The sequence below is a fragment of the Zooshikella ganghwensis genome, from assembly GCF_018263875.1.
GTDB classification, from domain to species: domain Bacteria; phylum Pseudomonadota; class Gammaproteobacteria; order Pseudomonadales; family Zooshikellaceae; genus Zooshikella; species Zooshikella ganghwensis.
In genome coordinates, this window is sequence record NZ_JAEVHG010000014.1 from 34896 (window position 1) to 57449 (window position 22554).

18 protein-coding genes are annotated in these 22554 nt (G+C 39.1%); 8 read left to right on the forward strand and 10 right to left on the reverse strand.

The annotated features are described in order from the left end of the window. Positions 1-41 precede the first annotated feature (41 nt). The 3 genes from KHS79_RS17600 (at position 42) to KHS79_RS17610 (ending at position 2790) form a co-directional block, all read left to right on the forward strand. On the forward strand, positions 42-926 hold the full coding sequence (locus tag KHS79_RS17600; protein WP_212720689.1) for a substrate-binding domain-containing protein: 885 nt from the start codon (positions 42-44) through the stop codon (positions 924-926). A 68-nt stretch (positions 927-994) separates the two neighbouring features. Beyond that, positions 995-1375 carry a hypothetical protein gene (locus tag KHS79_RS17605; protein WP_233468484.1) on the forward strand — a complete coding sequence of 127 codons (381 nt, stop codon included), beginning with the start codon at positions 995-997 and terminating at the stop codon, positions 1373-1375. A 290-nt stretch (positions 1376-1665) separates the two neighbouring features. Then, positions 1666-2790, forward strand: coding sequence for an RNA ligase RtcB family protein (locus tag KHS79_RS17610; RefSeq protein ID WP_212720690.1), 1125 nt, complete (start codon positions 1666-1668; stop codon positions 2788-2790). A 97-nt stretch (positions 2791-2887) separates the two neighbouring features. Here KHS79_RS17610 and KHS79_RS17615 read toward each other — a convergent pair whose 3' ends face one another. Further along, positions 2888-4405 (reverse strand): trypsin-like serine peptidase, encoded by a 1518-nt coding sequence (locus KHS79_RS17615; protein ID WP_212720691.1) that lies wholly within the window; start codon positions 4403-4405, stop codon positions 2888-2890. 234 nt (positions 4406-4639) lie between these two features. Continuing rightward, on the reverse strand, positions 4640-5734 hold the full coding sequence (locus KHS79_RS17620; RefSeq protein WP_212720692.1) for an ABC transporter substrate-binding protein: 1095 nt from the start codon (positions 5732-5734) through the stop codon (positions 4640-4642). 228 nt (positions 5735-5962) lie between these two features. Between KHS79_RS17620 and KHS79_RS17625 the strand changes: the two genes are divergently transcribed. Further along, complete coding sequence (locus KHS79_RS17625; protein ID WP_212720693.1) at positions 5963-8287, forward strand: mechanosensitive ion channel family protein; 2325 nt, start codon at positions 5963-5965, stop codon at positions 8285-8287. 119 nt (positions 8288-8406) lie between these two features. On the opposite strand, the gene phnP is transcribed toward KHS79_RS17625, so the two are convergent. Continuing rightward, the gene (gene phnP, locus KHS79_RS17630) at positions 8407-9165 is read right to left on the reverse strand and encodes a phosphonate metabolism protein PhnP (protein WP_212720694.1); all 759 of its coding nucleotides are present in this window, start codon (positions 9163-9165) and stop codon (positions 8407-8409) included. A gap of 121 nt (positions 9166-9286) precedes the next feature. Further along, on the reverse strand, positions 9287-10561 hold the full coding sequence (locus tag KHS79_RS17635) for a hypothetical protein (protein ID WP_212720695.1): 1275 nt from the start codon (positions 10559-10561) through the stop codon (positions 9287-9289). A 339-nt stretch (positions 10562-10900) separates the two neighbouring features. On the opposite strand from KHS79_RS17635, the gene KHS79_RS17640 reads away from it, so the two are divergent. Continuing rightward, positions 10901-12337: an MATE family efflux transporter gene (locus KHS79_RS17640; protein WP_212720696.1), complete on the forward strand. Its 1437-nt coding sequence runs from the start codon at positions 10901-10903 to the stop codon at positions 12335-12337. Between the two features lie 89 nt (positions 12338-12426). Here KHS79_RS17640 and KHS79_RS17645 read toward each other — a convergent pair whose 3' ends face one another. Next, positions 12427-13299, reverse strand: a complete 873-nt coding sequence (locus KHS79_RS17645) for a type 2 periplasmic-binding domain-containing protein (protein ID WP_211233583.1) — start codon at positions 13297-13299, stop codon at positions 12427-12429. 132 nt (positions 13300-13431) lie between these two features. Then, complete coding sequence (gene nfi, locus KHS79_RS17650; RefSeq protein WP_212720698.1) at positions 13432-14115, reverse strand: deoxyribonuclease V; 684 nt, start codon at positions 14113-14115, stop codon at positions 13432-13434. Between the two features lie 582 nt (positions 14116-14697). Here nfi and KHS79_RS17655 point away from each other — a divergent pair. Continuing rightward, positions 14698-15978, forward strand: a complete 1281-nt coding sequence (locus tag KHS79_RS17655; RefSeq protein WP_212720700.1) for a serine/threonine transporter — start codon at positions 14698-14700, stop codon at positions 15976-15978. Between the two features lie 32 nt (positions 15979-16010). Next, positions 16011-17375 carry an L-serine ammonia-lyase gene (locus KHS79_RS17660; RefSeq protein WP_094788900.1) on the forward strand — a complete coding sequence of 455 codons (1365 nt, stop codon included), beginning with the start codon at positions 16011-16013 and terminating at the stop codon, positions 17373-17375. A gap of 324 nt (positions 17376-17699) precedes the next feature. Here the strand turns inward: KHS79_RS17660 and KHS79_RS17665 are convergent, their stop codons facing one another. After that, entirely contained in the window at positions 17700-18089 is a 390-nt protein-coding gene (locus tag KHS79_RS17665; RefSeq protein ID WP_027706695.1) for a hypothetical protein, read from the reverse strand. Between the two features lie 108 nt (positions 18090-18197). After that, on the reverse strand, positions 18198-18797 hold the full coding sequence (locus KHS79_RS17670) for a CDP-alcohol phosphatidyltransferase family protein (RefSeq protein ID WP_212720701.1): 600 nt from the start codon (positions 18795-18797) through the stop codon (positions 18198-18200). Between the two features lie 270 nt (positions 18798-19067). Between KHS79_RS17670 and KHS79_RS17675 the strand changes: the two genes are divergently transcribed. After that, positions 19068-19895: a 5'-nucleotidase, lipoprotein e(P4) family gene (locus KHS79_RS17675; RefSeq protein WP_212720704.1), complete on the forward strand. Its 828-nt coding sequence runs from the start codon at positions 19068-19070 to the stop codon at positions 19893-19895. A 1-nt stretch (position 19896) separates the two neighbouring features. Here KHS79_RS17675 and KHS79_RS17680 read toward each other — a convergent pair whose 3' ends face one another. Continuing rightward, the gene (locus KHS79_RS17680; RefSeq protein WP_212720706.1) at positions 19897-20682 is read right to left on the reverse strand and encodes a PleD family two-component system response regulator; all 786 of its coding nucleotides are present in this window, start codon (positions 20680-20682) and stop codon (positions 19897-19899) included. Between the two features lie 503 nt (positions 20683-21185). Beyond that, on the reverse strand, positions 21186-22196 hold the full coding sequence (gene tdh, locus KHS79_RS17685; RefSeq protein WP_094788895.1) for an L-threonine 3-dehydrogenase: 1011 nt from the start codon (positions 22194-22196) through the stop codon (positions 21186-21188). Between the last annotated feature and the right edge of the window lie 358 nt (positions 22197-22554).

The window sequence follows — 22554 nt, forward strand, 5'->3', positions numbered from 1 at the left end:
ATATAAACGCTAGCTATATGCAGACAATACATAATTATTTATTGCTTGCTTTATTTAGTTTCATTAGCTCTCTACAGGCTGCACCTTATAATATCGGTGTCATACCTAAGTCTACTGCAACTAAATTTTGGGAAGAGGTTAGAGAGGGCGCGAAAGCTGCGGGTGAAGAGCTTGATGCGAATGTTGTTTGGTCTGGACCACGGCAGGAGAATCAAAGTCAAGCAGGCTATATAAAACGAATGATTGATAGTGACTTAATTAATGCTATCGTTATCGCCCCAAGTCATTATTTGGAATTGCAGCCTATTTTAGAGGAAGTTATTCATCGTAAAATTAAGCTGGTTATCATTGATTCAGCAATAAATAATGTTGACTACGATTCTTTTATTGCAACAGATAATTATCAAGCTGGTGTTGAAGCTGCAGCGTTTATGGCTCAGTTTATGGACAAAGATGCTAACATTTCTGTCATTCGTTTTCGAAAAGGAAATGCTTCGACTGTTGCCAGAGAAACGGGTTTTACTAATACAATAAAAAAGCATAAAAAAGTTAATATTGTTTTTGAAGACTATTTAGGACCTAGCACAGGTTCTGTTTACCATGAAACAATTAAATTATTAAGCTCTCAGCATGATATTGATGCTTTCTTTACACCAAATGAAGCGACTACTGAGGGTGTGTTACGGGCAATTTATAAGATGAAGAATGCTAAGATTCCTGTGATTGTTGGTTTTGACTCGAATAAGTTTTTGGAGGAGGGACTCAAAAAAAACGTACTGAAAGGCTTGGTTGTTCAACAGCCTTTTAAAATGGGGTATCTTGGTGTTAAGACAGCAATAAATTTATTAAAGGGTAAGAAGGTAAAGAAAAAAATATTTTTACCAATAAAAGTTATCACAGCCAAAGACCTTATGCCAAAAGAGTAGAGTGTTAATAATTAATAAATATTTTGGGGGCTAGAAAGGGAAAAATCAATAATGAGGGGGGGAGCAATATGAAAAGGTTAAATGTCGTGACTCTGGCGGCCATAATAAAAAACTTTATACACCACTTTACTATATTATCATGTTTGGTTTTTTTATTATCTGGATGTAGTAAACCCGTTCCTGAAAATAAATTAGACTATGTTGGTGAATGGCAAAATGAAGAGATGCGGCTTTTCATTGCTCGTGATGGAACTGTGGCCTATAAACGATGGAAAAATGGAGTGACAACATCAGTTAATGGTCCAATTACAGAGTTTATAGAAGATGACTTTGAGGTTGGTTTGTTATTTTTAACGACCCGGTTTGAGGTATCTACTCCACCAATGCAGGTAGATGGCATCTGGCAAATGGTGGTTGATGGAGTAATGTTAACAAAAGTTGAGGAATAAACGATTAGTCAAAGGCTGAGGCAAACCTTGTCAGTTTATTACATTAACTGTATACTTCGTGACCACTTATGATTTGGCTTTAATATATTGATATGACAGGAGGAAATATGATTGTAACTAACCCTAACTTACTACTTGCAGGCTAACATTAAGAAAAACCCTTCCTAACAGGTTATTCCTTTCTTTTTTAGCCTAATAAGCTAGCCTGCAACCAATTGTTTTTTATGTACTGCTCAGTGTATATCACAGTGAGTATTTGGATATTATTTTATTGGTTAACAAGGTTGTTTATGGGCAATTCATTGCGCATTCTTGATGAAAAAACAGCATTAATAGCAACCACAGAATGCTGGATAGAAGGGCGAGCACTTCAACAATTACAAACTACTGCAAAATTAGAGGGTATGCGTCAGGTTGTAGGTATGCCTGATTTACACCCTGGGCGAGGTTATCCAATTGGAGCGGTTTGCTGGAGTAATGAAAACACATTGTATCCAGCATTAGTGGGTAATGATATTGGTTGTGGTGTTGCTCTTTTTAGTACTGATGCGATAGTGCATCGATTGAAGCTAACTAAGTTAGAAAAGCAACTGAGTCAGTTACCCGGCTTGGATGAAACTGACTATGCCTCATTACTACAGCAATCAGAAATACCTGATTTACCGGTGAACGATTCATTAGGTACAGTTGGTGGTGGAAATCATTTTGCTGAACTTCAGCAAGTGGTCGAGGTTTATGAGAACACTGCATCAATGACAATGGCTAAAGACCAGCTCTACTGTCTTATTCATTCAGGTTCCCGAGGTTTAGGTCAACAAATATTGGCGAGCCATATTCGTGAATATGGTCATAAGCCATTATCTAATCAGCAGGTTCAGCAAGCTTATATGGCGCAGCATCATTTGGCACTGGCTTGGGCAAAATTAAATCGTACGTTAATTGCTTTACGTATTCAAAAAGCAATAAAGTGCCAAATGCATTGTTTGTTGGATGTGGCCCATAATTTAGTTGCTCCAGTGAGTATTAATGGGGAGTCAGGTTGGTTACACCGTAAAGGAGCTGTTCCTGCAGACTTAGGGCCAGTAGTGATTCCAGGCTCAAGAGGAGACTATAGCTATTTAGTTCAACCCCATGCAAATTGGATAAGCTTAAACTCGCTGGCACATGGTGCTGGTCGAAAATGGCAGCGAAGTGAGTGCTATGGACGACTAAAAAAACGTTACACGGTACGCGCATTGCAGCAAACAAAAATAGGTGGTCGTGTAATTTGTGATGATCGCGAGCTACTATTTGAAGAAGCTCCTGAAGCGTATAAAGATATTAATCACGTTATCGAAGTAATGGAACGTTCTGGTTTATTAACAAAAATCGCTAAATTAAAGCCAGTCATAACGTATAAAAAGCCTTATGACTAAGTACTTTAAAATGGCGCTTTACTATTTTAGGGGGATCCTAAAGTAAGGGTTCAGAGAGGAGATATATTAATCTCCTCTTTGTATTTAATAAAAAGGTTTATTTAATATCAAATTTCCAGGGGGCTGACTCATTACCAGCCTGGTCAGCAGCTATGACACAAAGTACTTGGGGTAATTCTTCACGTTTAAAGAAAAAATTGGTCCAAAATGGAATACGATAACCTTCCATATTATTGCAATCGGTTTTGTCTGGTTGCCCTTGTTTCACTTTAAAAAGACTGATCTCAGGAGGCAAGTAACCTAGTTGAGCAAATACACTATCTTCACCAGACTCAATGTGAAGTGGTGGCTTCACTGTTGGTGGAGTACTATCAAGCTTTTTGTGTGCAATAGTAGCATGTTGAGGTGATTGCCAATGTTCAGAGTATTCTGGCGTACTTCCTCCAATGACACATAAAAAGCGATACCCTTCTTGAGTGCCAAGCCTATCTTGAATGACTGGCTGAAGCTCAGTAGCAACAACACTACTATAGTTGTATATATCCTGGCAAGCAGCATGAGATGAGGTTACTTTATAACGGTAATAATCATGGCCTTTGACGGAAGCTTCCCAGTTTGGATAGTGCGCGATGCCTTGATCATCTACTTCAGATTTTGCATCACCATATTGATAATCAAGTGTTACGCCATTGCCCTTGTCCAAAGTGCAAGAGGAAGCGTTTAAATCAAAAATACCATTTACAAAACAGGCGCTAAGCTGTGTAACAGGAAAAGCATAGTTACTGTCTTTTTGCTTTTCTACACCGTTTTCAGTTAATTCACAGGGAGCACCACTAAAGCATACAGCATAATCACTGCTGCCTGCTGTTGTCGTATTCAACACACCGACTACTTCATTTGTGTAACGGTTGATGACCGGAGAACCAGAACTACCACCTTTAATATCATGACATTTATTACGTTGAGCTGAAAACCAGTTCCAGTGAGCTTCGATAACATTGTGAGTGGATTCTTGGACACAGGCGGCAATACGCATGTAGGACTGATCGTAGGGCACGCCATCGGTTGGTGCACCGATAATAAGGATATCATTGTTCTCTGGTAACACTTTTGTTGCCAGCTTCATTGGGGTGATGCCTGCTTGTTTTAACTCTCCAACGGTAGTGTTAAGTTCAATAACAGCTAAGTCATGTCCCCGCATGGTTGCCCATTTAATTGTTTTAGCCGAATAGGCTTGTTGCTGTTCCTTTGTATCAATGAAATAGTTAAAAGTGACAGACCCAGATGCTTTTTTATTAACTTGAAACTCGTTTTCATTCCAAACGCCTGTACAGTGCCCATTCGTTAATACATAAGCTGGTCCATTGTCACTGCCTGTATCAATAAATGTACCTGTGCAAGTCATTCCACCGCTAACGGATACCCGAGCAATAGCTCGCCAGTGATTATGTTCCCCCTGCTGGTTATTAAGTAGTGTTGAATCACTAAAATTAATTAAACCTTCCCCCCAATCATATTGATTGTTTGACGCTACAGCTGTAGTAAGGGGAGATAAGAATATTGTTGAGAATAGACTGGAAAGAATTAAATAACGTCCATTTTTTCTTAGTAACATGTTTACACTCCAGTTAGTCATGAACTGTCGTGCCATGTTACTAAACATGCACTCAAGAATAAGTACCAGTTGTCGTACTATTGATAGTATTTATCGCTCGAAAATGTGTTAACAGGCCCTAATAAGAGTGGTGTTGCGTTTAAGCTGCCCAATTAGGTTAGATGTTGCGTAAAATAATAACATTTAACCAGGGCAGCTTGAAGTAAAATAGACCTTTTCGGTTAACCGCTTGGCTTATTGAGGCTGAGCCATAACGGTATCTAAACCAAAGTTATATTTTTTCAAATCACTATTATGTTTTTTGGAAAATTGTTTAAAATCGATAGTTTCCCAGTTCCCTTTTCCAAATCGTTTTAGGTATTCTTGAACAGCATCTTTTGTAATGACACTCATTTTTGAGCGCATGGAAAGACCTTCGTCGACAAAATCAATACCATTAAAGTAGTCGTAGAGCATTACTGCAACCCAGCCTCCTTCCATGAAGTGACCTCCTGCTGTGACTGACATGGTCCCTTGGCTAACAGCCTCCATACCTTCTTTACTTAAATCAACACCACCAGTGAAAATATCCTGGCCTGGTGTTTTCCCTAGTTTTTTTATGGCATCAACAATTCCAATGGACATAAGATCACTGGCTGCCCAGCCGACAGAGGCTTCTGGGTAGCGTTCGTACAGTTTTGAGAATTTGAGGTTAGCAGTATCCTTATCCCAGTTTGCAGGTACGACCTGTTTAAGCACTGCATCACTCCGTTTCATCGCTGCTTTTAAGCCTTTATTTCGCTCAATCGCAGCACCATCGGCGCTATGACCAGAAATGGCAATGACGTGAACCTTGCCATCTTTACCCAGTTTTCCAGCGCTTTTTGCCATATCAACGAGGGTATTGGCGAGGTTTGCTCCAGCGCCTTTGTCATCAGGCAACATTTCCCCCAGCCAGTATTTATACTTTTCGCGAGGTTTGCCAACATCGTTAACATGCTCACTGGATATACCCGAATTAAAGAGAAAAACAGGTACTTTTGCGTCTTCTGACGCTTTAATGAGTTGGTAAGCAGATTTTTGAAAATTTGGGAATACGACGGCATCAACCTTTTCGGTAATGGCTTTCTGAAACGCTGAAATCATATTTTCGCGACGACCCTCTGCGTAGAATACTTTGAGTTCCATACCTAAATCTTTGCAAGCAGCATGCATAAACTCCTCAACGGGCCCCCAGAAAGAGTCACCTGCTGAGCGAGTAGTGATAAGTGCAAGGGTTTTGGCATTAACTGTACAGGTGGTAATAACCAGTAAGCAGATTAAGGATATGTGTCGTATTGATGCAACCATAATAAACTCGCTCCTGACCTTTTGCGGCCCTCATTATGAGGGTAAATATGTATAATGGTTTTACATTGGTATAGCAGTCATTTCTAATGATTGCGACTTGTTGCAGAAAATAATTATTTAAAGCATATGTACTATAAAATTATTTTATAAAGCTATATTAAATAACTATTATATTAACGTGAATGCTGTATAGCGCTTCGTTTATTACTGGATTTGGAGGATAAGTCCATGCCATTGCCGTGGCCTCGAATGTTATTATTCGCAGTGAGCTATTTTGTATTGGGATGGTTGGTAATTGCCATAGCACCCAGTTCAGCTAATGCGGCAGCGTCTTCGCAGATTAATGATAAAACGTCTGTTGAAGCTGAAATAGCACCGCTAAGCGATAAAGAAGTGCGAGCGTTGCTCATTGATAAAATGACAGCTGATGCTGAGTCACGCACCAAGCAACATATGTTTAACACATTTCGGGATCAAGCGGGGTTATTTAGGCAACGCTTTCAAGAAATTAAAAACAGTTTACAGCAGTGGCCAGAAATATCGGATCGACTTTCTCAAGGTATTTTGGGAGAACAAGAGGATGCCTTCACTCTGCTATTGATGCTTACCGCTGGTATGCTGATTTTTGGGATAATAGTAGAGAAAGTGCTTGGTATTAAACTCAATCAGTTTAATCAACGAATTCTAACTCAAGAGTCCCATGAATGGTCGACGGTGCTGGGTTATTTTGTATTGCGCGTTTGTTTTAATCTAATGAGTGTTGGCTTTTTTGCTGCAGGCTGTGCTTTATTTGTATTTGGGATCGAGCAGTTTGAAGGGCTTGAAACTGCAATGCTTTCAGTGCTTTATGCAGTGATTAACATTCGGATTGCATATGTATTATCCCGAGCTATTTTTGCACCTCACAGTAAAGGTATTCGACCTTTACCTTTGCATTGCCTGGATGCTGCAAGGTTCCATCGTTGGGTTATTTTATTCAGTGTTATTTATTTTGCTATGGGGGAAATATTTAGCCTTGCTTTAGCTCAAGGTGTACCCCAGGTATTGAATGACTTTGCAATCATTGTTTTAGTAGGAGTCCCATTAACTATCCTGGTTATTGCTTTTACCTGGCGAGAGCGAAAACTTATTGCTGAACTGTTCCAAGAAAAACTTGTAAAACCAGAGATATTAGAAAAATCAGAGAAAAAAGACTGTTCGACCGCTATACAAATAGTCGCTCAAGCTTGGCCTTTGTTATTCTCGTTCTGGATTGTGGCACTTTGGGGTGTTTGGGCAATGAATTTAATTGCCGGCAATTACGAGCTTGTAGATAAAGTTAGTATTGCGTGGTGGATTACACTATTTTTTCCGCTGATAGACCGTATATTTTACCGCTTATTACTCAAAGTGATCACCCTTCAATGGTTGCAAAGCAGGACATTTCCTGAACGCTCATATCGATTTGTTCATGTATTACAGTTGGGCTTTCGTATATTGCTAATTGGTACTGCCATTGTGGCGTTAGCTGAGTCCTGGGGATTTGGGGCTTTGGCTATTTTGAACACGGCAGTAGGTCAACGGGTAATTTATGCGGCAGTAGATATCATGATTACACTGCTTACTGCGTATATTGCCTGGGAGGTTATTCATTCACTGATAGAGCGTAAATTACCTGAACCATTATCTGACGAGGAAGCCAGTTCTTTGGAGGGAGAAGGTGGGGGCACAGGCGCTTCACGAGTAGAAACCTTTTTGCCGTTGTTAAGAACGTTTTTATTAGCTGTTATTGTTGTCACAGTCATCATTACCATTTTACAGTCACTTGGGGTTCAAATTGGGCCATTAATAGCAGGAGCTGGGGTAGTCGGTATTGCTATTGGTTTTGGCGCTCAAAAATTAGTGCAGGATATTATTTCAGGGGTGTTTTTCCTGTGGGATGATGCATTTCGGCGTGGAGAATATATCGAAGCCGCAGGTTTAAGAGGGACTGTTGAGCATATTTCAGTACGGTCTATGCGACTACGTCACCACCTAGGCGCAGTACAGACATTACCTTATAGTGAAATCGCGACAGTCGTTAATTTAAGTCGTGATTGGGTAACAATGAAACTAGAACTCCGTTTACCTTATGATACTGACCTTGAAAAGGTACGAAAAGTAATTAAAAAAGTGGGACAGCAAATGGCGGAAGACCCGGAATATGGTCAGCATTTTCTGTTACCACTAAAGTCTCAGGGAGTTACACGCGTCGAAGAATCAGCATTAATTGTTCGAATGAAGTTCACCTGTAAGCCTGGTGAGCAATGGGTGATCCGACGTGAAGCTTATCGGAGAGTGAAGGAAGCTCTGGAAAGTAATGGTATTAAGTTTGCCCATCGTGAAGTACGTGTGCGACTACCAGAGGAAGGAGGAGAGGGGGCCGAGGCTACAGGCAATATTCCGCTACCATCTCATATTGCTAAATCGGCTGCAGCGATAGCGGCTGTTTTGGCGGCTGATGAAATCAAAAAACAAAATAGAATTGATGACAATAAAGCAGATAGTTTTGATCAAGATGAAGGTGATGTTTAATTAAACGGCTTGTTTATTTACCCACAGCAAAGGCAACAAACCCTAAAATTGATTCGCGAAAGGTATACGTTACATTTTTTGAGTTTTAGATAACTGAACATATGATTAAGTTAAAACCTTTAACTAAGTGCAATCATCATATTATCTCTTGCGATGGATACGTTGGCTGGCAACCTTGGTTTATGAGTAAGTAAATAATTATCCATTTGATGACTAATATGTGTCAGCCAGCTTTGCTTGGGTTTGAGTTGCTCAATAATCTCAAGAGCCATAGTTAGATTATTATGGCTTTTGGGGTGAGCGTGTTCTGGGCTGTGTGTGCAATCTAAAATAAGGTAGTCTGGTGCAAAATGCTTTAAATAACTTTGGGTGTCATCTGGCAAGCCGACAGTATCAGTTAAATAGGCGAGTTTACCTTGTGGGTGGGTAAAACAGTATCCTTGAGTTGGCTTTGAGTGTTGGAGAGGAACCGTTGTAATGGTTATTCCACATAGTGTTTGTGGCGTAAAGGGCTCAGTAATGGTGTGAATATCAATGATTCCAGGATTTTTGAAAAGGTCATCACAGCCTTGGGGATCATTTGGACCGTATACAGGAATTTTTTTGCCTTTTCCCCAGCGAATTGAGAATAAGCCTGCCACATGATCCATATGGTAATGGGTGAGGAAAATAGCTGTCGGTGGGTGAGTGCGGCAATGCATATCTAAGTTAGGTAAACCTGCGTCAAGTAATAAGCTATGTCCAGCTACATCCAATTGTGCACAGCACGGTGCTCGACGATAGCCGTCATGCGCTATTGCCAGTGAGCAGGCGGCACAGTTGCAGCCAAAGAGAGGGACTCTTCCTGCATCTGCTGTTCCTAAAAAAGTTAATTTCATCAACTTATTAGGCTCCCCAATGGTGATAATGAGTGATGTTATTGCTTAAAGCTTGCAATCATTATAGCTGGTTGGAAAGCCTTTAAGTGACTTAACTTTGTTGGAGCATCTATGTTTTCTATTAAAAAGGCGGCTCAAAAGGATCATTTTCAGGTAAGCAGTTTTTGTTACTAGCAAGTAGTAATGAGTGACCTGTAATGTTTTCTATCGCTTCTATATTGTGAGGACGGTATAAAAGCTGAGTAATTGCAGCAGAGTTAGTATCTAGCTTACTGAAATTTTTTGTAACCTCAAGATAGTAGTGCAGTCTTAGCCATTGAATAAGTACAAAGTCTTTGAATAGCTTTTCGTTGTTAATTTTACTGTAATAATTTGGATGGTTGGCTTTGGCATGTCTTAAATAAAGCTGCAAGTGATACATATAAGCTGTAGCACTATCACGGGCGTTACTTGCACCATAGCCATCTACAAACTCGCCCACTATTCCAACCCCAGCTAGTCCCATTAATCCAGCATTGAGTTCACTTAACACGCCTTGCATTAAGTAATTACCTTGTACACGATCGCGTAAATAAATATCGTCCCACGACTTAGTTGCACTGCCTTCAATTAATGGCAGAATTTCTTTACGAGGAAAGCCGCCATGTATTGGTACTTTAGGCTGCCAGTGTTGATTGACAAATGCGGTGAGGTTTTGCTCCCAGTCGGTTCTTGTTGAATCCAGGTCATACATGTGTGTCTCCTCATGAATAGCAACCATGAGAGACTCTGCCATTTTTCTAAAATTTGTTTTATCAATAAATTGAGAGAAATAGGGATCGTTTGCTTGTGCCTTAACTAACATGGCTCCACTTGGCCATCTTCGGTCGTAAGTAGACTTTAAGATTGAGAGCCAATTTGTACCACGAAAGCGACTAATTAAATCTGAAAGATCAGCATTTGGATTTTGTCTTTCATCATAACAATAACCAGTATTTTTAATTAAAGGTTGGGTAGAGGATTTTAGCTTAATTATGCTTTCAGGATTGCTAGAGGTAATTTCGATGCTATAAAGGCCTTTCTTCTCAATATAAATGCTGCATGAATGATAGCCATTAATATTATTTTCTATAGTTTGGCAGAAAAGACCATCATTGTTAGCATTGCCAATGACATTAATTTGCAAGTTATATTTACGGCTTGTTGCTGGCATATCAAATGTTAAGGTGGTTGCATTGTCAGGTATAATTAAATTGAAATAAATTTTTCGCTTATTTGTTGAGGGCAGTGAAGAATATATTTCTGCATTTACTGTTACAGGTGTGATTATGCTTGATTGCAAAGTGACAGCGTTAGTAGCCAATGAGAGAGAAACACTGCATAACATTAAAGGTATATTGAATAGCTTATATTTCATGCTTTATTCCTCCTTGAATTATTAGCATTTTTTATTTAAAAAATAGCTTTAGTGTAAAGCCATTGACTTATACCCTTCATGAAGGTCTTTTTAGGGTTGCTGTTTCTGGCCACTGGTAAATTTGCAGGCTAGCTTCAGTTTGACTGGGGCTAGTGGGGTGGTATCTGGCCCTAGTAAGCTATCTTGTGCAAGAACCCGTTAATTTGAGCAGAGACCATAAACAGTTATTATAGGTGCTCATAAGACAGTGTAAGCAAGTTTTTTCTTTTAGCTGGCATTTGTGCATCAAAGGTCAGGTATTCTAGACATTAAGCAACTTTTGTTACAGAGCCAACTAACATGAACAGACCCAGATTCGTAACCGGTCCTCTTATGTCTCATATCTTGGCAATGAGTTTTACTAGTGCTGCTGGTATTACTGCGTTGTTTTTAGTGGACCTGCTGGACATGTTCTTTTTAAGTATGTTGGGCACTATTGAACTGGCTGCAGCGGTGGGGTATGCGGGTACGGTTGCATTTTTCACTACGTCTTTTGGTATTGGTCTTTCCATATCATCTGTTGCCTTAATATCAAAGGCTGTAGGGGCAAACGAGCGTGCTAAAGCTGAGCGTCTGATGGTGCATGTATGTGCAACGGCTTTGATTTTTTCGAGTTTGGTCGCAGGTATTGTCTGGTTGTATATTCCTGATTTGTTGTCGCTTCTTGGTGCTCAGGGTAAAACCCTTGCGCTTGCTGTCAGTTATTTGAATATTCTCATTCCCTCGTTACCATTTTTGACGCTTGCCATGTGCCTTGGGGCAGGTCTACGTGCTGTTGGTGATGGTAAACGTGCTATGTATTCCACCATTACAGGTGGATTGGTTAATGCGGTACTAGACCCCATTTTTATCTTTAGTCTAGGTCTTGGTGTAGAGGGGGCGGCCATTGCCTCTGTTTTTGCCCGTATTACTATGTTGGTTATCGCTTGCTGGGCCATTGTGAGACACCACAAGTTGTATACGTCCTTTCACCCTAAACGTTATATGCAAGATTTACGTAGCATTAATGGGATTGCTATACCTGCTATTCTCACTAATATTGCGACGCCTACCAGTAATGCTTTTGTTACTAAGGCAATGGCAGAATTTAGTGATGATGTTGTGGCGGGCTATGCAGTTATCGGCCGACTAATACCAGTTTTATTTGGGGTGATTTTTGCACTTTCAGGAGCTGTGGCACCAATTGTTGGCCAGAACTATGGGGCAGGTCAGCTTGACCGTGTCAGGGAAAGCCTTGATAAGGCTATTCTGTTTTGTATTAGTTATATTAGTGTAGTCAGCCTGCTGTTTTTTCTGGTTAATAATCAAGTGATAGCTGCTTTCACCTTAAAAGATGAGGCTGGCGAGTTAGTACGTTTTTTTAGTCATTTTGTGGCGATTACCTTTATTTTTAATGGTATTTTATTTGTGGCAAATGCCTCGTTTAATAATCTTGGTAAGCCGACTTTTTCTACGATGATGAGCTGGGGCAAAGCTACTCTTGGCACTGTACCATTTATTTGGTTAGGGGCTGAACTCTATGGTGCAGAAGGGGTATTACTTGGCCAGGCAATTGGGGGGATGTTCTTTTCACTCATTGGTATTTACCTGGCTTATCGGCTAGTGGATCAAAAACAAGTAGCTTGTAGCCGAACACCTCAAACACCAGAGTTAGATACTGACCTAAGCTCAGAACTAAATCCTTTATCGTCAAGCTGTGCCCAAATTAATCAGTTAACTGAAAAGCCTGATAGCTAAGAAATCTGTACTCGCAATGTGCTTGATACGATAGGTATTGGTTAAATATTTTTCGGTATCAATGAATATAAATATTTTATAGATATTCTTTATTTTGAGTACTCATTAATATCTAACCAAAGCCGCTTATCATCTAAGGGTGTCTCTTTAGGGAGTATAGGGTTACCTATTTCAAATACTTTTCGTTTTTTTAGTTTGGCCTTGTCAAGCAGTGCTTGATGATATTCAAGGAAAAGTTTATCGAAGCTACCATCTTCAATGGCAATATTTAACCCCTTAGTGAGGAGGTAGGCTAAGTCTCGATCTTTTTTGTTTACAAAGTAATAAAAGGCTGTGGGGTATTTGATTATGATTGAAGGCTCAACCACAATACCGCGCTTGGCATGTGTTTCTGCTTCAGCCCAGATTTCTACAATAGAACGAGGAAAATAATCGAAACGATGAAGGGCAAGCATACGGAACAATCCTTCATAAGATGCGACACCGAGTACTTTAAAACCATTTTGTTTGAGAATGGCTGTATCTGGCCAGTCGTGACCTTGTCCTGCCGTTAGTAGTTTGAGTTGAGGAAGTGTCTCAACAGTTTGAAAAAAAATGACTCGATCATCATTAACTAAAGGTAAGCGCCATCCAATAAGACCTTTATAAATTGGAATGCGAATGGGCTGTAGTTCTTGTTCTCTTTCCTTAGAGGTCATCGACCAGACAACGTTAACCTGCTCACCTGCAGCAAGCATTTTTAACGCCCTTCCTTGTAACATAACACTATCACTTGTGGTGAGGTGATAAGGAGCACCAGACTTCTCAAGGCCAAGTGACAGTAACTTGGATGGGTAAGCCGTTCGTTGATCATCGCTTGTTACAGGTCTTGGGTAGATAACATCAATTTTTTCAGACGCATGACTGGCGCAACAAAGAAGACCCAGTACCAAACTAAAGCTGATTTTAAGTAACCTTGGCATGTTTTGATATCAAAAGGAAAATAATTAAAGCCATTGTATGTAGGGTTAGTATAGCGTACCAGCTGGTAGTGAGTTTTTTCATAGACTTCAAGAATACCCATAATGAAGGGGTATTAGCGTCTTTATGACTTGCTAACTGTTCTGTAACTGTTTTAAGTGCTTCCTAACAAGTTGATCTGCAAGGCGTGTAGTTTGAGGCTGTCTGTAGTGATTACTACATTTTAGCACCCAGTCAATAGCATCCTGATGTTGGGTTAGGTGACCTGGAGAGACAAATACAGGTTTGGTGTCGTTTTGTGTACACACTACGTGGCCAATTATTTGATTATCCGAAAGGATTGGCGAAGTGCTCCCTCGAGTAAGTCGAGGAGGTTCATATTCTCCCCAGTAATGAGTTTTTGCACAGCCTATAGTGGGTATCTCCATAAGTACGCCTAAATGGCTGGCTAATCCAAAGAATCGAGGATGGGCAATGCCTTGACCATCACAGATTATCAGGTCAGGAGCCTGGCTCAGCTGTTCTAATGTAGGAAGGATAGCGGGGATTTCCCGAAAGGAAAGTAACCCTGGAAAATAAGGGAAGGCCGATTGATGGTAAGTAACATGGGACTCTATGAGTTCTAATGAGTCTGCACTCAGTAATACAACACCAGCGACTATTAATTGATGCTGTTTATCATAAGCGACATCAACTCCAGCAACTGTGCTTATGGAGCTATTCAGTGGTCTAAGTTTTACGAAAGTTGACCACTCAGCTTGTAATTGTTGTGCTTGATCTATTGTTAAGTTCCAAGAGTGGGTTCTATGAGCTTTCATACAAAGGTTATTATGCCTATTCTGTCGTTTTATTTGTTTAGTGAAGCTTTTTGCCTATAGATTTCACTGTCAACAGGCCCTAGTAGTCCATACGTAAAATATACCCACAGTGAAGGAATTTTAATAGATTGATAATTAATAAACGTTCGTAACTAAGCCAAAATAATTACTGCTATAAGTACTCTCCGTAGTTAATCAAAACTGCTCATAGCGATTAATGACAAATTATTTTGCGAAGAAAATGTGACCTGCCTAATAAATTGATCGTTTTTTAATCGTTGATGCCGTGTTGAAAAAATATTTTTATTTTAATTGACTTTTAAAAAAATATATTGATGTTGCATGTAGAATAAATTAATGTGGAAACTACTTAAAAATATACCGCTTTTTATTAAGTTTATATCGCACCTTTTTAGGTAATAATACCTACGGTGTCTTTTTTGTGGAAGACATGTTTTTTTAAAATTGAGACATCTATAAAAACTATAGACCTAACTCAAGTTTGCTCAATATATAGACAAATAAAATATATAGACAAATAAAATAAATTATTTTTGCCTACATAATACTTAGGTGGCTTTTATGAATAACGAAGAAATAGTACAGAGCAGTGCTGTAGAGAATAACGTAAAGAAGTCGACATGGACAAAAAATGATGTGAGTTGGGTTTTAAGCCTTTTTGGAACAGCTGTTGGGGCTGGAGTCCTTTTTCTACCCATCAACGCAGGAATGGCAGGGTTTTGGCCATTAGTTATAATGACAATTTTAGTTGGTCCTATGACCTACTTAGCCCATAGAGGTCTTTGCCGGTTTGTGCTGTCATCAGGAAAGCCTGGAAGTGATATTACACAGGTAGTGGCAGAACACTTTGGTGAAGGGGCTGGAAAACTCATAACCATTCTTTATTTCTTTGCTATTTACCCCATTCTTTTAATATACGGTGTTGGTATTACAAATACCGTCGACAGTTTTTTAGTTAATCAGCTTGAAGTTGCTTCACCTGCACGCTGGATTCTGTCGCTAGTGTTAATAATGGGCATGATGTCTGTTATGTTGTTAGGTGAGAAGTTTATGCTGAAAGTGACTCAGCTTTTAGTATATCCATTGATCGCTATTTTAGCGGTATTATCTTTTTGGCTGATTCCAGAGTGGAATTTGAGCTCATTATCAGATATGCCAAGCTTGAGTTCATTCAGTACTACGTTATGGCTAACGATCCCTGTGCTTGTGTTTGCCTTTAACCACTCACCAGCTATTTCCAGTTTCGCACTAGCTCAACATCGTGAATATGGTAAACAAGCGGTACAAAAGTCTGAGCGAATTTTGTTTGCGAATGCAGGCTTACTATTGGGCTTTGTCATGCTGTTTGTGTTCTCTTGTGTGTTGAGTTTAAGCCCTGCAGAGCTGGCAGAAGCAAAAGCTCAAAATATTTCAATTTTATCTTACTTAGCCAATAAGCAAGATAGTTTGATTATTTCCTATATTGGGCCTGTTGTAGCATTTCTTGCAATTGTTAGTTCATTCTTTGGACACTATTTAGGCGCTAGAGAAGGATTAAATGGAATTATTTCTCAGCAAGCTAAAAGTGCCGGAATTACTATTCCTGAAAAAACAGTAAATCTTATAACCATAGTGTTTATTATTGTCACCCTTTGGATCGTAGCTATTATTAATCCAAGTATTTTGGGCATGATTGAGTCTTTAGGTGGACCAATTATAGCGGCGATATTATTCATCATGCCTATGATTGCGGTACGTAAAGTACCTGCCATGCAAAAATATCGTGGGGTGTGGACGAATACATTCGTATTGATAATGGGATGCATCGCAATTTCTGCAATTTTATATCAATTGGTGGCATAGCAGGTCCTTATTGGCCTTGTGGAGTAGGCATCATGTTTAGTGTTCTTGATTTATTCAAAGTAGGGATTGGACCATCAAGCTCGCATACAGTTGGTCCTATGCTTGCTGCCTATCAATTCATTGGCAAGCTGGCAAAGCAGGGAAAGTTATCCCAAGTGACTTCTCTTCGAGTTGAACTGTACGGCTCATTGGCCTTAACAGGCAAGGGGCATGGCACAGACCAAGCAGTAGTCCTTGGCTTGCTTGGCCATAAGCCTGACACTGTTCCTACCGAAATAATCACTGAATTACTGGCAAATGTTGCCGATAAACAAAAGCTAGATTTACCAGGGGGCCCTTCGGTCCCCTGGTTTTCTCGTAGTATTACTTTTATTCCTGAAGCTTTACCAAAGCATGAAAATGGAATGTGTTTTATTGCCAAAACAGCTCAGGGTCAGGATTTAAAAGAAATATACTATTCTATCGGTGGTGGGTATGTTGTCACGGATGAAGAGTTTAGTAGGGATGCATCTCCCACAGAACAAGAGTTGCCATATAAATTCAGTTCTGCAGAAGAGTTATTACATCAATGTGATAACCATGGGTTAAGTTTAAGTCGTGTTATTTACTTAAATGAACTCATGTTTTATGAAAAGTCAGCAATTGTTGCTAAATTGAAGGTAATTTGGAATGTAATGCAGCAAGCAATTGCTAGGGGAATAGAAACTGAAGGGTATTTACCTGGGCCAATCAAGGTTCCTCGCCGTGCTGCAGCATTACACCGTTATCTTTCTGCAAATAATGCACTTTCTGTTGATCCAATGACGATTTTGGATTGGGTTAATATGTTTGCCCTTGCTGTGAGTGAAGAAAATGCAGCGGGTGGCAGGATTGTGACAGCTCCAACAAATGGTGCTGCAGGAATACTACCAGCAGTTTTGGCTTACTACGATAAGTTTGTGCATCCCGTAGGTGATTTGGAATTGAATGCTTATTTTATGGCGGCAGGTGGTATTGGTCTGTTATATAAAATGAATGCATCAATATCTGGCGCTGAAGTAGGTTGCCAAGGTGAGGTTGGCGTTGCATGTTCAATGGCTGCTGCTGGATTGACCGAAATTATGGGTGGTTCTCCACAACAAGTGGCTGTCGCTGCAGAGATAGGGATGGAACATAACCTGGGGCTAACTTGTGACCCTGTGGCAGGGCAAGTACAAGTACCTTGTATTGAGCGTAATGCTTTAGCTGCAGTGAAAGCTATTAATGCTAGTCGAATGGCATTACGTCGCTCATCTTCTCCGACAGTATCTCTCGATAAAGTAATAGAAACTATGTATGAAACCGGAAAGGATATGCATAGTAAATATCGAGAAACATCTCAAGGTGGACTTGCAGTTAAAATTATTGCACGTTGCTAGGTTTTTTTATATTCCATTACTATTAATAAATGGAGTTGTTAGCGGGTACTATATTTATAAAGCAATCAATTGATTGCAGTTATAAATAAAGTGCTCGTTTTTTTGAGCTTGATTTATAAAAATGATTCGTGAAGGGTATAACAAAGTGTCTTTTAGAACTCCGAGGTGTAAGCCTTGAATAAAGTTGATCCTTTCATATTGGATTATAGCTGTATTTGTATGACAGATAGCTTGCCATCCTTGGCTGTTTGCTAGTAAAAAGTGAATATCACAACATGGAATTAATTAGTGAGCTGCCGCTTCGTACAAGTGTGAGTTATAGTATCATTTCAGTTCTGGTATTGAGCTACCAGATTGATTGACAATAATATTTACCACTTTTTCGTTTACCATTTCATTATAAAAATTTTCACTAGATAACATTTGTTGGGTGATATAAGTCCTTGCATAGCGCTCTCCAAGATACATGAGTGCCAAAAACAGTAGGACGATTAAACAGAGTGCTTTAAACGGTGTTAATAAAACAATGAGTCCACCGGCAAGCAGCCATTTAGTGTTCTTTTTTGCTTTTTTCAGCTTCAAGAATGTTTTGTGAACATTAGGATCAGTTTGATGTTGTAAGAGAATTTCTAATGCTTGCTCCATATCAAACTGAATACGAACATTACCTTTGTGATATGCCTGTATAAAGTTTTCGTGTGTTGGGGCTGTCATAGGAACCTCCTGAAGTTACAGTAGATACCATACGAGACAAGACATATTATGTCAATAGTTTCAGTGTTGTGTATTAGTAGGCTCTAAATAAAAGGGGCTTAATCATGTTCAATCTGATGATAGTGCAGCTTTACATCGGTTTATTATTGTTAACAATAGTAGAACCATCGTAATTGCTAATAGGCTATTGATTAAATAGGTGGGTGTATTAAAGGCCAGTAAAATGGCTAACAACCCAAATGTAAAAGCCCGGTCACTTTTGCCCATTGGCCCATTGTAAGCGCGATGATGACTGGTGACTATTGCCAGAATACCCGTTGTTTCTGCAACTATAGAAAGTATTACAATGATAATAACTAAAGGTGCATATGCGTTTACAATAAGTGCAAAGGGAAGATATAAAGTTGTATCTGAGACAATATCACTTAATTCATTTATTAACAGTCCAAGCTTTGTTTCCATTTTCTGTTGTCTAGCTAATAAACCATCAATAGCATTTAGTGCCATTCTTATAAGTAATACGATAGGTAGTAGTAAAAGTAATGCTATGTTTGATGGTGCATAAGCAAGCAACCCGCCGTAAATAATTGATATAATTAGTGCAGAGAGGGTTATCTGATTGGGTGTATAACCAGCTACAGCTAGTTTGTCTACGATAGGCTGTAACAATTGCTGAAACTTTGGTTTTAAATCATAAATCGTTGGCATAATGTTATTTTTCTTGATTAAGTCTGCTCGACAAAAAATATAAGCAAAAAATTGTTTTACTTAAATTGCTCATAATTAGTCATACATTAAAGTGCTACTAATATAGGATTAGTCATATATAAAGAATGCTAAAAGCAAAAGTATAGTTTTACAATACAATAAGTAATAAATATTAATGCCATTATTGAGTAACCTAACTGTTAGGACAAGACCAATGTTTTTGGCTAATCTTATGTTGCAAGATGCTGGGTGGTTGAAGGGAGTCAGATTATGGCATGTGTTTACAGTATGCGCTCTTGTTTATTTTGGATGATGCTCGTAAGTTTGACTGGTTTAGCTATTACTGGCTGTGCAACATCAGTTAGTACGACTACTGACAAGCCACGTCTGGCCCAACAGTCTGTATTAAGTACGTTATGGATGGATAGGGCGGGAGAGTACCGTGCTTTATGTCATCAAGCGTTTAATATGGCAAAACTTCAGGTTGATAGGCGGTTATCTTACCACCGGACTTTAGAAAAACCACTGGCTGTTATTGTGGATATTGATGAAACAGTATTGTCAAATGTTCCCTATTTTAGTCAGCTTATCGATAAAGGTGAGGTATTTCCAAGTGGTTGGAAAGTATGGATGCAAATGTCGACAGCTCAAGCTATTCCTGGGGCTTTAGAATTTTTGAAGTATGCAAGGTTTCGTGGCGTTGAAGTTTTTTATATAAGCAACCGGTCTATGAATGAAGGGTTAACAGCGACAATCAATAATCTTGTAAAAATGGACTTTCCTTTTGCTGATCAACGTCATTTATTGCTTAAGAGTACGTCGGGTAATAAGCAGCCAAGAAGAGATCGGGTTGAGCAAACTCATGAGGTTATTTTATTAATTGGTGATAATTTAAATGATTTTTCACTGATATTTTCAGATAAACCGGTTGTTCAACGAAATAATGCAGTGGATATGATGAGTAGCGAGTTTGGTAAGCGTTTTATTATATTGCCTAACCCCATTTATGGTGACTGGGAGGGGGCACTATATGACTATCAGTGGGGTACCTCTAGTGCACAAAAGTTAAAAGTACGACAACAGCTTTATAGTCAATAAATCAGTTGCTACCAGCAGAAAGTACTTTATTAATGAGTCTTTGTTGCCAAAGTGTAAAAAGATGCTTGTTTTCGATACCCATTGGTGGCTCATCGATTCCAAAGAGCACAGAAGTGTTTTCATACTCAAGTAGTGCTTCTACAAACTCAAAAACATCTTCGTCTTCATAATCGATTATCCATACCCCATCCACTGATTCTAGTTTTGAGATACTTATATTATTCATGTCGTAAAAATGTGGTTGGTATCCATATTGAGTTAATGAGCGAGCAATTTTTTGTCTTTTTTCAGCACATTGGATCAGTAATCTAACATTATATGTTTCATTCAGAGCTGATTCTGGGAGGTACTGGTTCACTAAATCAGTGATTTCCTTTGATCTAAAAGGAATATTTACACAGGCGCTTGCGCCTAAAATAGGGGCAAGTTCGCTTAAGTAATTTTCTCCACGTTCGTTGATAATGATAATAGGTGTATCTTTGTTACTGAGATTATCTTTTAGCATCTTGAGCATGCTTAAACAGGTAAGTCCTTTGATATCAGAGCAAATGAAAATGAGAGTAGGCTGATAAGATGCTAACATTTTGACAGCTGAAGCTGAGTCGCTTGCAACTAAAACATCAATAGGTAAGTAGTTACTGAGAATTTCCAGTAACTTTGAAGCGCATAAGCTATCTCCAATAATAAGTGCTCGCTGGTCAGACTTCATTGGGTCAATTGGAGGAAGCGGTGAGTTAACCTGTTGATTGAAAAGTGAACCCTTTATACTATCAATGTTTTTGTTCATTGTACTGCCTTATCAAAGGTCTCTTTATACCCTTCATGCATCATGTTTATACCGCTGAAAACCCTTCATTATGAGTATAATCAATAGCAAACGATACACGTATTAATTATAAGTACTTTTTATGCGGGTCTACTAATATATTGGCTTTGACTAATGCTTGGGGGTTATGTAAAAACTCACATGGAGTGTTGTTTTACTAACAGTTGCTAAGTATTAGACAATATAGGCTTATGACTTGAAACTAGTTCATTTTGATAGGTTGAATTAAGTCAACAAAATAATTGCTAGTTTGATCTGGTTCGATATATGACTTTGGTGTGCGTCAACTATTGTCTTTGGACTTGTTGCTATTTACTTTCTTCTGTTAAATTATAAGTTGACGGTGTATGAGATTTATACAGCTTTTGGGCTGGGGGCTAGTAAAACTTCCTTGTTGTTCACTTTATGTTCAATATTGATAGTGGTGCTTTATTGAACAAGTGTATTTCCCTAAGAAAAGAACCTTATTTCTTCCAGTTTAAAATTACTTTGCCACAGTTCCTTGAGTTCATAATATCAAATCCGGACTGGTACTCATCTATGTGATAATGGTGAGTAATAACTGGGGATATCGCTAAACCACTTTGTAGTAATGCCAGCATTTTATGCCAGGTTGTGAACATTTCTCTGCCATAAATTCCTTTAAGATGGAGGCCTTTGAAAATAACATTATCCCAGTCAATAGAAACATGTTCAGGGAAAATACCCAGTAAGGCTACTTTACCGCCATGACTTATATTTTTGATAAGGGTTTGCAGTGCATAAGCATTGCCTGACATTTCCAAAGCAATATCATACTCGTGCTCTACACTATCTAGTGGAGTCTGAAGCACATTAATAGTGTGGGTTGCACCCATTTTTTCTGCAAGTGTTAAACGATATTCGTTTACATCAGAAACAATAATGTTCTTAGCACCTATATATTTGGCTATTTGAGTGGCCATTAAACCCGTAGGTCCAGCCCCTGAGATAAACACGGACTCGCCAATAAGGTCAAAAGATAGGGCGGTATGAATTGAGTTCCCTAAAGGATCGAAAATAGCAGCAATTTCATCGGGGATATCTTCTGGTACTTTTACGATATTTTTGGCTGGAAGCGAAACATATTCTGCAAAAGCACCCGGACGGTTAACACCTAAGCCAACAGTATGGGCACAAAGATGTGACTTACCAGTCCTGCAATTTTTACAATGATCACAGGTGATGTGGCCTTCTCCAGAAACACGTTCACCTACTTTAATATTTTTGACATCTTTTCCCACTTCAATGACATGACCAACAAACTCATGTCCAATATGCATTGGTACGGGAATTGTCTTTTGTGCCCATTTGTCCCAGTTATAGATATGTAAGTCAGTGCCACAAATTGCTGTTACGTCAACCTCCACAAGAACTTCATGGGGATCGATTGTTGGTACGGGCACATCTTCCATCCAAAGGCCGGGTTCAGGTTTGGATTTAACTAAAGCCTTCATGATACACCTGCTGCGAAAATACTTCCTTATCTATGCAAACAGAAAACGATAAATTTAGGGGTAACTTTAAATATTAAAAAGCGGTTGAGATTTTATGTTAAGTATCATTAACTCTATTCCTCAAATGAATTTAACCAAACTAATACCAACCCCTTTAGCCCGTCTAGTTTACGGCTAAGTATGGCAGGTTAATAAATAGCTGTCCTGTGTCTATATTGACTTTCCCGTTCACAAAAAAAATTCGCTGGCTACATTTGTGGTATTCCTTATAAACCTTTTTGTTAGTGTTATTAATACTTTGAAATTACACACTTACTGAATCCCCAAATACTTTCCAGCGAGTTCTTATCAGAGAAAG

What these genes read in the sequence shown, in the direction of transcription:
- KHS79_RS17665 (WP_027706695.1), bottom strand. Translation starts at nt 18,089, where the DNA reads ATGACAGCCCCAACACACGAAAACTTTATACAGGCATATCACAAAGGT.
- KHS79_RS17640 (WP_212720696.1), top strand. Translation starts at nt 10,901, where the DNA reads ATGAACAGACCCAGATTCGTAACCGGTCCTCTTATGTCTCATATCTTG.
- KHS79_RS17655 (WP_212720700.1), top strand. Translation starts at nt 14,698, where the DNA reads ATGAATAACGAAGAAATAGTACAGAGCAGTGCTGTAGAGAATAACGTA.
- KHS79_RS17615 (WP_212720691.1), bottom strand. Translation starts at nt 4,405, where the DNA reads ATGTTACTAAGAAAAAATGGACGTTATTTAATTCTTTCCAGTCTATTC.
- tdh (WP_094788895.1), bottom strand. Translation starts at nt 22,196, where the DNA reads ATGAAGGCTTTAGTTAAATCCAAACCTGAACCCGGCCTTTGGATGGAA.
- KHS79_RS17675 (WP_212720704.1), top strand. Translation starts at nt 19,068, where the DNA reads ATGGCATGTGTTTACAGTATGCGCTCTTGTTTATTTTGGATGATGCTC.
- KHS79_RS17645 (WP_211233583.1), bottom strand. Translation starts at nt 13,299, where the DNA reads ATGCCAAGGTTACTTAAAATCAGCTTTAGTTTGGTACTGGGTCTTCTT.
- KHS79_RS17680 (WP_212720706.1), bottom strand. Translation starts at nt 20,682, where the DNA reads ATGAACAAAAACATTGATAGTATAAAGGGTTCACTTTTCAATCAACAG.
- KHS79_RS17620 (WP_212720692.1), bottom strand. Translation starts at nt 5,734, where the DNA reads ATGGTTGCATCAATACGACACATATCCTTAATCTGCTTACTGGTTATT.
- KHS79_RS17610 (WP_212720690.1), top strand. Translation starts at nt 1,666, where the DNA reads ATGGGCAATTCATTGCGCATTCTTGATGAAAAAACAGCATTAATAGCA.
- KHS79_RS17605 (WP_233468484.1), top strand. Translation starts at nt 995, where the DNA reads ATGAAAAGGTTAAATGTCGTGACTCTGGCGGCCATAATAAAAAACTTT.
- KHS79_RS17635 (WP_212720695.1), bottom strand. Translation starts at nt 10,561, where the DNA reads ATGAAATATAAGCTATTCAATATACCTTTAATGTTATGCAGTGTTTCT.
- nfi (WP_212720698.1), bottom strand. Translation starts at nt 14,115, where the DNA reads ATGAAAGCTCATAGAACCCACTCTTGGAACTTAACAATAGATCAAGCA.
- phnP (WP_212720694.1), bottom strand. Translation starts at nt 9,165, where the DNA reads ATGAAATTAACTTTTTTAGGAACAGCAGATGCAGGAAGAGTCCCTCTC.
- KHS79_RS17670 (WP_212720701.1), bottom strand. Translation starts at nt 18,797, where the DNA reads ATGCCAACGATTTATGATTTAAAACCAAAGTTTCAGCAATTGTTACAG.
- KHS79_RS17660 (WP_094788900.1), top strand. Translation starts at nt 16,011, where the DNA reads ATGTTTAGTGTTCTTGATTTATTCAAAGTAGGGATTGGACCATCAAGC.
- KHS79_RS17625 (WP_212720693.1), top strand. Translation starts at nt 5,963, where the DNA reads ATGCCATTGCCGTGGCCTCGAATGTTATTATTCGCAGTGAGCTATTTT.